This is a genomic window from Luteibacter sp., assembly GCF_035539195.1.
Taxonomy (GTDB): domain Bacteria; phylum Pseudomonadota; class Gammaproteobacteria; order Xanthomonadales; family Rhodanobacteraceae; genus Luteibacter.
Genome location: NZ_DATLIW010000001.1, coordinates 40,607 through 54,878, shown reverse-complemented (window position 1 = coordinate 54,878; position 14,272 = coordinate 40,607). Strand labels below are relative to the sequence as shown.

At 65.8% G+C, this 14,272-nt stretch carries 15 protein-coding genes and 1 tRNA gene; 10 read left to right on the top strand and 6 right to left on the bottom strand.

The window, feature by feature from the left end:
* Positions 1-535: 535 nt before the first annotated feature.
* Together VM621_RS00235 and VM621_RS00230 are read right to left on the bottom strand one after the other, a co-directional pair.
* Entirely contained in the window at positions 536-1,015 is a 480-nt protein-coding gene (locus VM621_RS00235; RefSeq protein ID WP_325466979.1) for a hypothetical protein, read from the bottom strand.
* A 544-nt stretch (positions 1,016-1,559) separates the two neighbouring features.
* Positions 1,560-1,633: transfer RNA gene (locus tag VM621_RS00230), tRNA-Gly, on the bottom strand.
* Between the two features lie 135 nt (positions 1,634-1,768).
* Here VM621_RS00230 and VM621_RS00225 point away from each other — a divergent pair.
* The 6 genes from VM621_RS00225 (at position 1,769) to VM621_RS00200 (ending at position 8,028) form a co-directional block, all read left to right on the top strand.
* Positions 1,769-2,446 carry a hypothetical protein gene (locus VM621_RS00225; protein ID WP_325466978.1) on the top strand — a complete coding sequence of 226 codons (678 nt, stop codon included), beginning with the start codon at positions 1,769-1,771 and terminating at the stop codon, positions 2,444-2,446.
* 45 nt (positions 2,447-2,491) lie between these two features.
* Positions 2,492-2,692 (top strand): sulfur carrier protein ThiS, encoded by a 201-nt coding sequence (thiS, locus tag VM621_RS00220; RefSeq protein ID WP_325466977.1) that lies wholly within the window; start codon positions 2,492-2,494, stop codon positions 2,690-2,692.
* 27 nt (positions 2,693-2,719) lie between these two features.
* Positions 2,720-3,520: a thiazole synthase gene (locus VM621_RS00215; RefSeq protein ID WP_325466976.1), complete on the top strand. Its 801-nt coding sequence runs from the start codon at positions 2,720-2,722 to the stop codon at positions 3,518-3,520.
* A gap of 1 nt (position 3,521) precedes the next feature.
* On the top strand, positions 3,522-4,238 hold the full coding sequence (gene trmB / locus VM621_RS00210) for a tRNA (guanosine(46)-N7)-methyltransferase TrmB (protein ID WP_325466975.1): 717 nt from the start codon (positions 3,522-3,524) through the stop codon (positions 4,236-4,238).
* Between the two features lie 76 nt (positions 4,239-4,314).
* A complete protein-coding gene (poxB, locus tag VM621_RS00205) occupies positions 4,315-6,033 on the top strand; it encodes a ubiquinone-dependent pyruvate dehydrogenase (protein ID WP_325467007.1) in 1,719 nt (572 codons plus the stop codon).
* Between the two features lie 177 nt (positions 6,034-6,210).
* Positions 6,211-8,028 (top strand): SLC13 family permease, encoded by a 1,818-nt coding sequence (locus VM621_RS00200; RefSeq protein ID WP_325467006.1) that lies wholly within the window; start codon positions 6,211-6,213, stop codon positions 8,026-8,028.
* Here VM621_RS00200 and VM621_RS00195 read toward each other — a convergent pair.
* Positions 8,015-8,362: a Rieske (2Fe-2S) protein gene (locus VM621_RS00195; protein WP_325466974.1), complete on the bottom strand. Its 348-nt coding sequence runs from the start codon at positions 8,360-8,362 to the stop codon at positions 8,015-8,017. The genes VM621_RS00200 and VM621_RS00195 overlap by 14 nt on opposite strands.
* A 79-nt stretch (positions 8,363-8,441) precedes the next feature.
* On the opposite strand from VM621_RS00195, the gene VM621_RS00190 reads away from it, so the two are divergent.
* The 4 genes from VM621_RS00190 to VM621_RS00175 all read left to right on the top strand — a co-directional run bounded on the left by VM621_RS00190 (position 8,442) and on the right by VM621_RS00175 (position 11,042).
* The gene (locus VM621_RS00190) at positions 8,442-8,729 is read left to right on the top strand and encodes a hypothetical protein (RefSeq protein WP_325466973.1); all 288 of its coding nucleotides are present in this window, start codon (positions 8,442-8,444) and stop codon (positions 8,727-8,729) included.
* Positions 8,730-8,806: 77 nt separating this feature from the next.
* Complete coding sequence (locus tag VM621_RS00185; RefSeq protein ID WP_325466972.1) at positions 8,807-9,685, top strand: methylated-DNA--[protein]-cysteine S-methyltransferase; 879 nt, start codon at positions 8,807-8,809, stop codon at positions 9,683-9,685.
* A gap of 68 nt (positions 9,686-9,753) precedes the next feature.
* Positions 9,754-10,662, top strand: a complete 909-nt coding sequence (gene yedA, locus VM621_RS00180; protein ID WP_325466971.1) for a drug/metabolite exporter YedA — start codon at positions 9,754-9,756, stop codon at positions 10,660-10,662.
* A gap of 119 nt (positions 10,663-10,781) precedes the next feature.
* Entirely contained in the window at positions 10,782-11,042 is a 261-nt protein-coding gene (locus tag VM621_RS00175) for a hypothetical protein (RefSeq protein WP_325466970.1), read from the top strand.
* 18 nt (positions 11,043-11,060) lie between these two features.
* Here VM621_RS00175 and VM621_RS00170 read toward each other — a convergent pair whose 3' ends face one another.
* From VM621_RS00170 to VM621_RS00160, 3 genes are read right to left on the bottom strand one after another with little or no spacing between them, the layout of a single operon-like run.
* A complete protein-coding gene (locus tag VM621_RS00170; protein WP_325466969.1) occupies positions 11,061-12,383 on the bottom strand; it encodes an ABC transporter permease in 1,323 nt (440 codons plus the stop codon).
* 10 nt (positions 12,384-12,393) lie between these two features.
* Positions 12,394-13,560: an ABC transporter permease gene (locus VM621_RS00165; protein ID WP_325466968.1), complete on the bottom strand. Its 1,167-nt coding sequence runs from the start codon at positions 13,558-13,560 to the stop codon at positions 12,394-12,396.
* A gap of 14 nt (positions 13,561-13,574) precedes the next feature.
* Positions 13,575-14,261 (bottom strand): ABC transporter ATP-binding protein, encoded by a 687-nt coding sequence (locus VM621_RS00160; RefSeq protein WP_325466967.1) that lies wholly within the window; start codon positions 14,259-14,261, stop codon positions 13,575-13,577.
* Between the last annotated feature and the right edge of the window lie 11 nt (positions 14,262-14,272).

Genomic DNA, 14,272 nt, shown 5'->3' with positions numbered 1-14,272 from the left:
ATCGACGATCGCGCGGACGATGCCGGGGTATCGACGAGGGCGGAACAGCGGGGGCAGGCGCCTGGCGCGGCGATGGAGCGGGTGAAGGGAATCGAATCGAGATCCGGCTTTTCCCCGCACCAGCCAATCTACAGCCTGTTCAGCAGCTTATGAACAGCGATACCCAAAACGATACCCAGGAGACGTATCAGGCTACAGAGAGCCTTGTCGAGTCTGGACCGGGCCGGGCGTGGGCCGCGACCATTTCGGGCCAACCACACCGCCGATGCCCCCGCCCAGCCTTATTCGGGGTCGCCTGCATCCCATCGAAGCGCCGTCTGAGCTGCGTGCGCGACCGACTGAACTCGCTCGCACGGCAAGCTAGCTTTTGAACTTCTCGGGCGCCTGCATGTGCCACGGCGTGTCCTCATTTAGGTGCTCGGAAGTCCGGTGACGATGCCAACGCTCACCGTTCCAGCATAGAGATACATGCCAGATGCCTAATCGCGAACACCGTAGCCAAGGTTTGCCAGGATCGGCGTGTTACCGATTCTGGTCACTCAGAAGCAGAAGCATCCGATCGATTTACGTGCGGATCTGATTTCAAAGCATGCGGGGCCAATGCATGCTTCCCGTCTTGCTCGACGCGCTTTAATTTTTCCTGCGCGTCCTTATAGCCGGCGTTGGCTGACTTCCTCAGCCAGAACAGCGCACGCTCGCGATCAAGCGCCGTGTCGTTGTTCACGAAGTCCTCGTAGACATTGTATTGCGCGACAGGATCGCCATTCTCCGCAGCAATGAGCGCCCAACGCCTTTCCTCCATAGGGTTAAGAAGCACAAAACCGTAAAACACGGAGATCTTAGACGCCGCTTCCGACGACCCACGCATCGCCTCAACCGCAAGGGTTCGCAATTGCTGCTGCGTGAGGACCAAGTCTTGATTGAGGTTTACCGGCTGCTCCGACGCATTTTGTGCGTAGGCGGTATGACTCGCGAACCACAGCACCGACATGAGTAGCGCTTTAGATTGCTTCATGAGAAAGCGCTAGGGCTTGAAGCGACCTGAAGAGTGATGAGCAAGAGAAGCGAAGAAGCGAGGTGGCGCACTGACTTAGTCCATGTCGTCGGCATCACGAAGCACTCGGGGCGTAGAGGTGCGGAATTGTTGGCACAACAGTCCGCCGACGCGTGTCAGCGTAATCCCCTACGAGGTGTAGGGGCTTTCCTACAAAGGACTGAATCGCGAACTGCGTCGCTTTTCTCTCAACCGCACCACCAAGGGCGCCCAAGATGCGGGCGCCCTGATTCATTACTAAAAACCAGCCGGAGGACGCCCGAGGGCTGGCCGCGACTGTGGTTCGTCGGGCGGAGCCACCGCATTCGCCATGGTCTGAAACGCGAGCATCGGCTCCTCCCGCGCGGAATACAGCTTCCTCTCGCCGAGGTGGCGTTTCACGACCCGGCGATCATGGATGGCTTGACGACACCTCGGACGACACCTCTGGGGAGGCCGCATAGGTCCGCTGACGAAGCCAAGAAAGACGTTTCAGAGAAGGCACTTGGCGCATCACGTCGCGAAGTGGAGCGGGTGAAGGGAATCGAACCCTCGTCAGTAGCTTGGGAAGCTACAGCTCTACCATTGAGCTACACCCGCATCGGGAGGGGATGGTAATACGTCGGCACGCTCGGGGGAAAGGTGGCGCCCGGCTGAACGCCCAAGGGAGCGGCAACGCCGGCCACCGGTGGCGAGCGCATAATCGTGACGGGGAATTCTTACGAGGGCCGGGCCATGCATCGAATCCTGTCGCTTTCCGTCTTCGCGGGGCTTGCGCTCGGTGCGGTCGGGGTCGCTTCGGCCCAGTCCCGAACGGTGTCCACCGCGGACATGCCCAAACCCGGCGTCAGCTATATCTCGGGTCCTTCCGCACCGGTTCGCCGGGAGACGGTCAGCACTGGCACCCTGCCCCAGCCGGCCCGGCTGTACGTGGACGGTCAGGCCAACAGCGGCGGCTACCCGGACCAGGGCGGGTACGGTAACGGCGGCTACGACAACCAGGCCGCCAACGACGGTGGCGGTGGCTATTACTCCGGCGGCTACGGCAGCTACCCGAACAACGACAGCTACGGCTACGGCCATGACCACGATCACGGCGGCTACCCCGGCCATGGTCATGGCGGCGGCCACGACGGCAATGGCTACCAGCAGCCCGGCAACTCGGTCAGCGTCGGCATGAAAGCCAATCCGCCCAACGGCAGGCCCGCGGTGCAGGTCGCGCCGCCCAGGCAGGCGCGCGACGGCGGCCACCGTGGGAACAACGGCTGGAACCCGTACCCCCAACCGATACCCGTGACCAACGGCGTGAACGCCAATCGCGCCTCGGAGCCGGGCACCGGCATAAGCACGGGTAACCAGCCGGGCACCGGCATTCCGCTGCGTGGCGGTGGCGGCAACGGTTACGGCCGCTGAGGCGACGGGTTCGCCGCGGCCACGGCCGCCCGTTACAATCGGCGGATGCATATCACCCTCAATGGCGATGCGCGTGACTGCGCGCCCGGCACGTCCGTGTCGGCCCTGCTCGATGCCGCCGGCTATGCCGGCAAGCGCGTGGCCGTGGAAGTGAACCTCGAAATCGTGCCGCGTAGCGCGCACGCGACCCACCTGCTCGCCGACGGCGACCGGGTCGAGATCGTCCATGCCATTGGCGGCGGCTGAGCCGCGCCCACCGACGGAAGACTCCGCATGAACCACTATTCCCCCGCCGACGACGACCTGCTGACCGTCGCCGGCCGCACGTTCCACTCGCGGCTGCTCACCGGCACGGGCAAGTACAAGGACTTCGACGAGACCCGTCGGGCGACGGATGCCGCGGGCGCGCAGATCGTTACCCTGGCCATTCGCCGGGTGAACATCGGCCAGGACGCGAGCCAGCCGAACCTGCTCGACGCGCTGCCGCCGGACCGCTTCACCCTGCTGCCGAATACCGCCGGCTGCTATACCGCCGAGGATGCGGTCCGCACCTGCCGACTCGCCCGCGAACTGCTCGACGGCCACAACCTGGTCAAGCTCGAAGTGCTCGGCGACGAGCGCACGCTTTATCCGGACGTGGTGCAGACCCTGGTCGCCGCCGAGAAGCTCGTCGCCGACGGCTTCGACGTCATGGTCTACACCTCGGACGACCCGATCCTCGCCCGGCGGTTGGAAGAGATCGGCTGTGCGGCGATCATGCCGCTGGCCGCGCCGATCGGTTCGGGCCTCGGCATCCAGAACCGCTACAACCTGCTCGAGATCGTCGAAAACGCCAGGGTGCCGGTGATCGTCGATGCCGGCGTCGGTACCGCGTCGGATGCCGCGATCGCCATGGAACTCGGTTGCGACGGCGTGCTCATGAACACCGCGATCGCCGGAGCGAAGCACCCGGTGCTGATGGCGCATGCGATGAAGCTCGCCGTGGAGGCCGGCCGCGCCGCGTTCCGCGCGGGCCGCATTCCGCGCAAGCGCTTCGCCTCGGCGTCGAGCCCCGTCGACGGACTGGTTGGCTGAGATGACGCACGACGACGACACCACAGGCGACGCGCCCTACCTCCGTCGCATCCGCAGCTTCGTGCTGCGCGAAGGTCGCATGACGACGGCGCAGCAGCGCGCCTTCGACGATCACTGGTCGCGCTTCGGGCTGGATTACCAAGGCGCCGAACGCGATCTCGGCGCCACGTTCGGCCGCGAGGCACCGCGCGTGCTGGAAATCGGCTTCGGTAATGGCGAAGCGCTGGCCTGGGCCAGCGAGCACGATCTGGCCCGCGACTACATCGGCGTGGAAGTGCACAGCCCCGGGGTCGGCCGCCTGATGAACGCCCTCGCGGCACGCGAGGCCGGCAACGTCCGCGTGTACAAGCACGATGCCGTCGAGGTGCTCGAACACGAGATCCCGGCCGGCAGCCTGTCCGAAGTGCGCATCTGGTTCCCGGATCCCTGGCACAAGAAGCGCCACAACAAGCGTCGACTGGTCCAGCCTGCCTTCGTCGAGCTGCTCGCCTCACGCATGGCGCCAGGCGGCCTGCTCCACCTGGCCACGGACTGGGAGGCGTATGCGGAACACATGCGCGAGACCATGGAAGCCGCCCAGGGCTGGCATAACCGCGTGGGGCCCGGTGCGAGCGCCGAGCGGCCCGAGTGGCGCATCGAGACGCATTTCGAGCGTCGCGGCACGCGGCTAGGCCACGGGGTGTGGGATTTCTTGTACGAATGGCGCGGCGCGGTTTGACCACGACACCTTGACCGCCCGGCTGGCATAAAGGGGGCTTCGTGCTTACGGAGTCTCCCCGATGTCCATTTCAAGCGTGGCCGATCTGATCGCCGAAACCCTCGAAGAAGCCGGCGTCCGTCGCATTTACGGCCTGGTCGGCGACAGCCTCAACGCCATTACCGATTCCCTGCGCGAACGCCACCGCATCGACTGGGTGCATGTGCGTAATGAAGAAGCCGCCGCCTTCGCCGCCGGCGGCGAGTCCCAGCTGACCGGCGAGCTCGCCGTCTGCGCGGGCAGCTGCGGTCCCGGCAACCTGCACCTGATCAACGGTCTGTTCGACTGCCATCGCTCGCGTACGCCGGTGCTGGCCATTGCCGCACACATCCCCAGCGCCGAGATCGGCAGCGGCTATTTCCAGGAAACCCATCCGACCGAGCTGTTCCGCGAGTGCAGCGTGTATTGCGAGATGGTTTCCGATCCCGCGCAGATGCCCCATGTGCTCGACTCGGCCATTCGTGCCGCCGTGGGCCAGCGAGGCGTGGCCGTCGTGGTGATCCCGGGCGACGTGGCCATGCGCAAGGCGTTGGTCAAGGCGGCGACGCCTGCAGCCGGCCTGTTGCCGCCGAAGCCCAAGGTGATCCCGGCCGAGCGCGAACTCGATGCGCTCGCCGCCCTGCTCAACGCGGGCAAGCGCGTCACCCTGCTTTGTGGGCGCGGCACGGCCGGCGCGCACGACGACCTGATCGCCTTGGCCGATGCCCTGAAATCGCCGATCGTGCACGCGCTCGGCGGCAAGGAGTATGTCGAGTACGACAATCCCTTCGACGTCGGCATGACGGGCCTGATCGGCTTCAGCTCCGGCTACCATGCCATGGAGGACTGCGACACCTTGCTCATGCTCGGTACCGACTTTCCTTACCGGCAGTTCTATCCGGAAGACGCGAAGATCGCCCAGGTGGACCTGCGCCCGGGCAACATCGGTCGGCGCTGCCGCGTGGATCTCGGCGTGGTCGGCGATGTAGGCGAGACGCTTCGTGCCCTGCTTCCACGCATCGAACCCAAGCGCGTGCGCGGCCACCTGGACCGCTGCCTCGCCCATTACGCCCGTGCCCGCCAGGGTCTGGACGATCTCGCCGCGATCGAACCGGGCCATGACCTGATCCATCCGCAGCAGCTCACCCGCCTGGTCAGCGAGCTGGCGGAAGAGGATGCGGTCTTCACCGTCGACGTCGGTACGCCGACCGTGTGGGCGGCGCGTTACCTGCGCATGAACGGCAAGCGCCGCCTGCTTGGCTCCTTCGTGCATGGCTCGATGGCCAACGCCATGCCCCAGGCCATCGGCGCGCAGGCTGCCTATCCCGGGCGGCAAGTCATCTCGCTCTCGGGCGATGGTGGCTTCTCCATGCTGATGGGCGACTTCATCACGCTCGCCCAGCAAGGCCTGCCGGTGAAAGTCATCGTGCTCAATAACGGCACCCTCGGTTTCGTCGAGCTGGAGATGAAGGCCGCGGGCCTGCTGGAAACGGGCGTGGAACTGAAGAATCCCGACTTCGCCGCGATGGCCAATGCCATGGGTATCCACGGCCGCCGCGTCACTCGCGCCAGCGACTTGTCTTCGGCCGTCGCCGAGGTGCTTTCGCACGAAGGCCCCGCCCTTCTCGACGTGGTCAGCAATCGCCTCGAGCTGTCGATGCCACCGAAGATCAGCGGCGAGCAAGTGAAGGGTTTCAGCCTGTATGCGCTGAAAGCGGTGATGAGTGGACGCGGCGATTCGATCGTGGACCTCGCCCTGAGCAACCTCAGCCGCTGATAAGCGGATCGCCGACAGCAAAAAAGCGGGCCGTCGTGCGGCCCGCTTCAGCCGGGAGCCACCCCCAACGCGTATACTCCTGCGGCATCAATCGCCGCCTGGCAAGACCATGCCACCGCACGTCCCAATCGACCGGATCCGGATAGCCGGCTAGTGGCACTGACCCTCACTCCCGAAATGATGCTCGTGCTGGGCCTGGTGGGCTTCACCATGCTCATGCTCGTTCTGGAGTGGATCCGGGCCGACATGGTCGCCCTGCTCGTCGTGGTCACGATCGGGCTCACCGGCCTCATTCCCGGCGACCAGGTGTTCAACGGCTTCGCCGGCAACGCCGTCATCGCCATCATCGCGATCATGATCATGGGCGCCGGCCTGGACCGCGCCGGCGTGCTCAACCTCACCGCCGCCTTCGTCATGCGCATGGCGCGCGGCGTGGAGTCGCGCCTGGGCGTGGTGGTCAACAGCGTGACCAGCCTGTTCAGCGCGGTGATCCCCAGCCAGGCGCTGGCCGCCTTGATGATTCCGGTGACCAGTCGGCTGTCCGCCCGCACGGGCGTGCCGATGTCCCGCCTGCTGTTGCCCATGGCGTTCTGCATCCTCACGGCCACCAACACCACGCTGATCGCCAACTCGCCGCTGATCGTCCTCAACGACCTCATCGCCAGCGCGAACAGCAACCTGCCGCCGGGCGCGCATACCATTCCCAAGTTCGGCCTGTTCAGCGTGACCCCCGTCGGCCTCGTGCTGGCCGTGGTCGGTGTGCTGTTCTTCTACCTGTTCACCCGCAAGCTCCTGCCCGAGCGCGAGGACGAACGCCTCAAGGTCACGCCAGGCCGCACGGAGAGCTATTTCGCCGACACCTATGGCATCGCCGGCGAAACGGCCGAGCTGACGGTCACCGCGGAGAGCCCGCTGGTCGGCATGAGCATCGGCGAGGTGGAGCAACTGCACGGTGCCCCGTTGATCCTGGCGATCAAGAACGGCAACGAGAGCCGCGTCGCGCCGCCGTCCGACCAGATGATCTGGGTCGGCACCGTGCTCGGCGTGCTCGCCCCGCGAGATGCGATCAATGCCTTCGCCAACAATCAGTTATGCCGCGTCTCCATGCGTATGCGCCAGCTCGGCGAGCAGTTCAACACGACGCGCGCCGGTATCTCCGAGGCCGTCGTTCCACCCAGCTCCCGCTTCATCAAGCAGACCGTCGGCGAGTTGCGCCTGCGCAAGCGCTTCGGTATTTCGGTGCTGGCGGTCAACCGCGGCGACGAAGTATTCCGCGAGGACGTGCGCGCGGTCACCCTGCGAGCCGGCGACACCCTGGTGCTGCACAGCAAGTGGCGCGACCTCATGCTCGCCGAAGAGGATCGCGACTTCGTCGTCGTCACCGACGTCCCCAAGGAAGAGGCGCGTCCGGGCAAGATCTGGCAGGCCGTCGGCTTTTTCGTGCTGGCCAAGTGCCTGGCCCTGTTCACCCACCTCGACCTGTCCGTGGCCATGATGACCGGCGCGGTCGGCATGCTGCTGACCGGCGTACTGAACATGGACGAGGCATATAAGGCGATCAACTGGAAGACGATCTTCGTCACCGCCTGCCTGATTCCACTCGGCTGGTCGATGGATTCCACCGGCACGGCATCGTGGATTGCCCAGGAGGTGTTGGCCGTGCTCGGCCATGCGCCGCAGTGGACCCTGCAGCTGTCCATCGCCGTGCTGACGCTGATGTTCTCGCAGGTCATGTCGAACGTGGGCGCCACCGTGATGATGGTGCCCATCGCGATCAGCGTGGCCGTGAGCACGGGCGGCAACCCGTCGGCCTATGCGCTGATCGTGGCCGTTTCCTCGTCGAATACGTTCCTGCTGCCCTCCGGCCATCCGGCCCTGATGATGGTGGCCGGTCCCGGCGGTTACCGCGCGAAGGATTTCCTGCGCGTCGGCCTGCCCCTGACGCTCATCGTGCTGACGTTGACCCTGGTCACCATCAACTTCATGTACCGATAAGCCGCACCGCTCCGTCATCCACCTCGACAGGGACGGCACGCAAGCGGTCGCCGCGGCAGGGACCGGCCGTGCAGTCGCCGCTGTCCGCCGTGAAGGTGGCGCCGTGAGCCGCGCAGATGATCGTTCCGTTGCGGACCAGGAAGCGCCCGGGCGCATAGTCGAGGCGTCGGCCGGCATGCGGGCATACGTTGAAGTAGGCGCGCGCCTCGCCGCCGTGGCGGTAGACCAGAAGCGACTCCACCTCGCTGTTGACGATGGCTTCCACCTCGATGGCCTGGCCATCGGGAATGTCGGCCAGGAGGCACAAGGGCGGGGTGTCGGCGTTAGGAGTCATGGCACTTGTCTATGAGGATGGGTTGCCCCAAGGTAAAGGGGCACCACGCATGTCATTGTGCCATACGGATTTTTAACCAATGCGCTTCGTCTTCCCGCCCATCCGCCGTTCGCGAAACCCGCTGCTTCGCGCCCTGTCCGTCGTGGCCGGTCTGGCTGTGCTCGGCGTCCTGCTGGTGTTCGGCGTGGTCGTCATCGGCGTGCTGCTGGCCGGTGGCCTGGTCTTCCTCGCCGTCCGCCAGTGGAAGCTCGCCCGCGGCGGCGCCAGCGCGGCGCCCCAGGCGTCGGCCGCGCGCCCGACCCAGGATCCCAAGGTCCTCGAAGGCGAATTCGTGGTTATCCGCCAACGCGATCCGGTCCACCACTAAGTTCCGACCGCGCAAGAAGCGGATGGTGGCGGACACCGTGCCCGCCTACGCTGGCCTCCAACGATCAGGAGGCCACGATGAAAACCCAGGTCCAGTTCATGCGCCCCGCCGCCGACGAAGCCCTCGAACGTGTCCGCACCGCGCTCGACCGCGAGGACTCCGCCAGCGATCTGGCCAGCCTCGCCGCTATCGCGGGACTCAGCCCTACCCACCTGCAGCGCGCCTTCCGTCGCCGCTATGGCGTCAGCCCGGCCGAGTACGCTCGCGCCCGTCGCTTCGGCCAGTTGCGTGAAGCGCTACGCGACGGCGCCGCGGTCACCGATGCGGTCTATGAGGCAGGATTCGGCTCCGGCAGCCGCGTCTACGAAGAGAGCGATCGACGGCTGGGCATGACGCCAGCCAGCTACCGCGCGGGCGGCGCCGGCGCTTCGATTCGCTACACGACCACGCATACGCCGCTCGGCCGGTTGCTGGTGGCCACCACCGCCAAAGGAATTTGCTCGGTGACTCTGGGCGAGAACGACGCGGCGCTGGAAACGCGACTCGCCGAGGAGTTCCCGCTGGCCGGGCGTGAGCGCGTCGACGAGGGACGCGACGAATGGCTGGACGCCGTGATCGCGCGCGTCACCCGTGACCTCGGCTGGGACGCCGACGACACGCCGGCGATGCCGCCGATCGATATCGCCGCCACGGCATTCCAGTGGCGCGTCTGGGACGCGCTGACGCGAATCCCCCGTGGCGAAACCCTCAGCTACGGCGAACTCGCCGCAAAGCTCGGCGTCCCCAAGGCCGCCCGCGCCATCGGTCGTGCCTGCGGCAGCAACAAGCTGGCCCTGCTGGTTCCCTGTCACCGGATCATTCGCGAAGACGGCAGCCTGGGCGGCTGGCGCTGGGGCTTGGAAATCAAGCAACAGCTGCTCGCCACCGAACGTGCCATGAGCGCCACTCAAGGCTGACCTTCGAACGTTTCGCTACCGCCGCCCGCGCGGCGGCGATATCGTTCCGGATTCAACCTGGATCCGCCATGCCCGACGCCGCCTGTACCGCGAACGAAGTCCCCACCGTCGCCAGTCCCCGCTGGCTGGTGCCGCTGTCGTTGTTGTCGATGTACCTGATCTGGGGCTCGACCTATCTCGGCATCCGCTATGCCCTGGTGAGCTACCCGCCCTTCATGCTCGCGGCGATCCGCTTCGCCGTCGCCGGCGTGCTGCTGTTCACCGTGCTGCGCCTGCGCGGCGCCACCTTGCCGACGGCGCGGCAGTGGAAGAACGCAGCCATCGTCGGCACGCTGCTGCTCGCGGGCGGCAATGGCCTGGTCTGCTTCGCCGAGCAGTCGGTGAGTTCGGGCATCGCCGCCGTCGCGGTCGCCAGCATGCCCTTGTTCGCGGCCGTGTTCGGCGGTCTTTACCGCGAGTGGCCCACGCGCGGCGAGACCGTCGGCCTGCTCCTGGGCTTCGTTGGCGTCGTCGTGCTGAACCTTGGCGCGGGGCTGTCGGGATCGCCGCTCGGCGCGATCGCGCTGATCTGCGCCGCCATGGCCTGGGCCTTCGGTTCGGTCTGGTCCAAACGCCAGGACATGCCGTCGGGCCCGATGAACACCGCCGCGCAGATGCTCTGCGCCAGCGTATCGCTGACGATCATCGCCCTGCTTCACGGCGAGCGCTTCCCCGAGCATCCGCAGGTCGGTGCGACCGTCGCCCTGGGCTACCTCATCGTGTTCGGCTCCATCGTCGCCTTCAGCGCCTACCTCTATGTACTGAAGACCGTACGTCCGGCCCTGGCCACCAGCTATGCCTACGTGAACCCGCCGGTGGCCGTACTGTTCGGCGTCGCGGTCGCCGGCGAACACGTCGGCCCCTTCGATCTGGCCGGCATGGCGATCATCCTGGTGGGCGTCGGCATCATCACCATGATGCGTACACGCAAGGCCTGAAGCCGCCGTTTGTGACGGACGTCGCATTCGCGGCCTCCGGCGACGCATTTTCAGAATTATTCGATGTCGGTCGGCGATAGCGACACCTAGGCTCGGGCCTTTCCGTCCCAGGAGCGACCATGTCCCGCCTTACCCCGAAATCGTCGCGACGCGTGTATCTGTGCGTCGCCCGCGGCGGCACGCTGTTCGGCATTGCCATCCTTGCCGTGGCCTCGTGCCAGACGTTTCGCGACACGCCTGCCTCGCGCCTCGCCTCGCCAGTGGCGGACTACCTGGAATACGACGCCTGCCTCGACCGCGGCGGTCGCTGGCTGATGCATGCGCATACCTGCATCGAGCCGAGCGAGCCCGGTGTTCGCGAGCTGCGCGAAGCCCTGTAGGGCTCCGCGCGAGCCGTCTCAGAGTTCTCGCAGCGCCGTCGTCACCGGCACGCGTGCCGCGCGCAGCGCGGGGAACAGGCCGCCGATGAAACCGATGGCCAGGGCCCACTTGATGCCCGTCCAGAGCAGTTCGCCACTGACATGGAAGCGGAAAACCACCTGGCTGAAGTTGGCGCCGAGCGTGGACGTGGTGTAGCCGTTGAAGATCACCCACACCACGCCGGCACCGATCAGACCGCCGAGCAGCGCGAGCATCATGGTTTCGAGCATGACCGAGACCACCACCGGGACACCCCGGAAACCGATGGCGCGAAGGGTGGCGATTTCACGGGCCCGTGCCTGGATGGCGGCGAACATGGTGTTGAGCGCACCGAAGATCGCGCCGATGGCCATGATGATGCCGACGGTGATGCCCACCGCGCGCAACACCTTGGTCAGGCCTTCGGACTGCTTGCTGAAATAATCCTGCGTGGTGCTCACGTCCACCTTCAGTCGGGGGTCGGCGACGAGATTGGCCTTGAAGGTGTCGAACGCTTTCGGCGAATCCAGCATCACCGTGACCGATTGCACGCTGCTGCCGCGGCGATACGCCGAGGCCACGCTCTGCGTGTCCGCCCAGAGCTCCGACTCGAGCGCATCGTGGGACTCGAAAACGCCGACCACGGTCCAGCTCTGCCCGGCGAGGCGGAGGGTCTTGCCTACATCGATCCCCTCAAACTGCGCTTTCGCGCCCTTGCCGACGATGATCTCGCCCAGGCCCGGACGGAATTTCCGGCCTTCGACGATCTTCACCTGGTCCCTGAGCGTCCACACGTCCTCGCTGACCCCACGGATGGGCACGTTGGAGTCGCTGTTCGGGTCGCCCTTGCGTGGCAGGTTCGCCACAACGACCAGTTCGCCGGAGGCGATCGGCTTGCCCTGCGCATCCTTCTTCACGCCAGGCGCCTGCATCACCACGTTGGCACTGTCACGATCGAGGATGGAATTGAGCTCCGCCTGCGAACCGCCGCGCAGGACGATGGCGGTGCGGTCGTTGCCGGTGGAGCGCAGGGTTTCCGCAAAGCCATCGCTCATGGCCAGCATCGCCACGAGCACGCCGACGACACCGGCGATGCCGACCACGACGACCGAGGACGAACCCAGGCGCTGGGTCACGGTCGCCAGGCCCACGCGGGTCACCTGCCAGGTCTGCCGCCCGCGGCGCGTGAGTGCCATCCACAGGGCGAGGAGTACGGCCAGCGACACGACGCCCTGCCAGGGCAGCGCGATCCAGAGCGCGAGAAAGGCGGCGACGATCAGCAGCATCAGGAGGCCGAAGCCAAAGGTCTTGAGTGATTTCATGTCGTGCTCCTCAGCGCCCGGCCAGCGCGTCGACGATATTGAGACGCATGGCGCGGATGGCGGGCAACGCGCCGACCAGCGCGCCGATCGCCACCATCAACGCGAGCCCGAGTATCCACGTGGAGGCACCGATCGGCGGCAGGTTGAGCATGCCGCCGCTGCCCTTCGCGACGATCGGCACGACGACGCCGGCGAGCGCCAGCCCGAGCACGCCGCCCAGCAGCAGCAGCAACACGCCTTCGGCGAGGACCATGCCGAGCACGCTCTGGCTGGAGAAGCCGATGGTCTTGAGCACGGCCAGTTCGTTGGTCCGCTCGCGCACCGCCTGCGCCATGGTGTTGCCGGTCAGCAGGATGAGGGTGAAGAACACCGCGCCCATGATCGCCGAGACGATCAGCCCGATATCGCCGAGCTGCTTGGCGAACGAGGCATTGAACGCCTGTTCCGTCTGTGTCTTGGTCTCGTGATCGGAATTGGCCGAGAGCGCGTCGATGGCCTTGGCCACGCTATCGGCCTTGTCGGCCGAGGTGAGCTTCACGACATACCAGCCCACGGTGGTGCCGATGCTGCGGAACGCGTTGGCGTCCTCGAAGTACTTGTGATGGAAAAAGAACTGCTGGTCCGTACCGTTAGCCGCGCCCTTGGCCGGCGTGTAGATGCCGACGATGTCGAAGGGCCAGGTCTTGTCGCCGTTCCGTTGCGGGAAGATCGTCGACTGCAGGGGAATCTTGTCGCCTACTTTCCAACCGAAACGCTTGGCCAGTGCAGCGCCGACGATAGCTCCCGTACGGGTGGTGTCGTAAGCCTTGCGCTGCTCCGCCGGCAGTTCCATCTCGTGGTAGATGTCCAGGTAGTTGTCGCTGACGGCGAAGCTGAGCACGAAGTTCTTCGGATCCTGGTAGATGCCACCGAACCAGTTCGCGTAGCCCACCGACTTCACGCCCGGGATCGCTTCCATGCGCGTCTGCAGGCTCGCCGGCAGGGACTGGATGATCGAGTAGCGTGAGGTCGTGATAAGTCGATCCACGCCGATGACGCTGTCACCGGAGTCGAACGCCGCACGCGTCGCATCGAGCATGCCGAAAAGCAGGAAGGCGGCGAGGATCGACACCAGCGTGAGAAACGTACGGGACTTGCGCCGGAACAGCGCCGCCCAGATGAGATGCATGTATTTCATGCGCGTATCCCCGCTCAGGCCAGGGCTTGCTCGACAAGGGTGCCCTTGTCGAGATGCAGCGTGTGGTTGGCGTACTCGGCGGCCTTCGGATCGTGCGTGACCATGACGATGGTCTTGCCGTGTTCGCGATTGAGTTCGCGCAGGAGGCCGAGGATATCTTCGGCGGACTGGCGGTCGAGGTCGCCGGTCGGTTCGTCGCAAACCAGCAACGTGGGATCGGAAACGATAGCGCGTGCGATCGCCACACGCTGCTGCTGCCCGCCGGAGAGCTCCGAAGGCTTGTGCGTGGCACGGTCGGAGAGACCCACCAGCTGCAACGCGATGGACGCATTCTGTTTGCGCTGGGCTGCCGACAGCCTGGTCAGCAGCAGGGGAAGCTCCACGTTGCGCTGGCCGGTCAACATCGGCATGAGGTTGTAGAACTGGAAAACGAAGCCGACGTGCGCGGCGCGCCACTTGGCCAGGGCGCCGGAGCCCAATTGGTCGATACGCTCGCCAGCCACGGTGATGCTGCCGCCCGTCGGCGTATCGAGGCCGCCGATGAGATTCAACAACGTGGTCTTGCCCGAGCCCGAAGGCCCCATGAGCGCAAGGAAGTCGCCTTCCTCGATCTTCAGGTTCACGCCGTGCAGCACTTCGACCTTCTGCCGGCCACGTTCGTAGACCTTGGAGAGATCCTGGATGTCGATCAGGGTAGCCATGTCATGTCTCC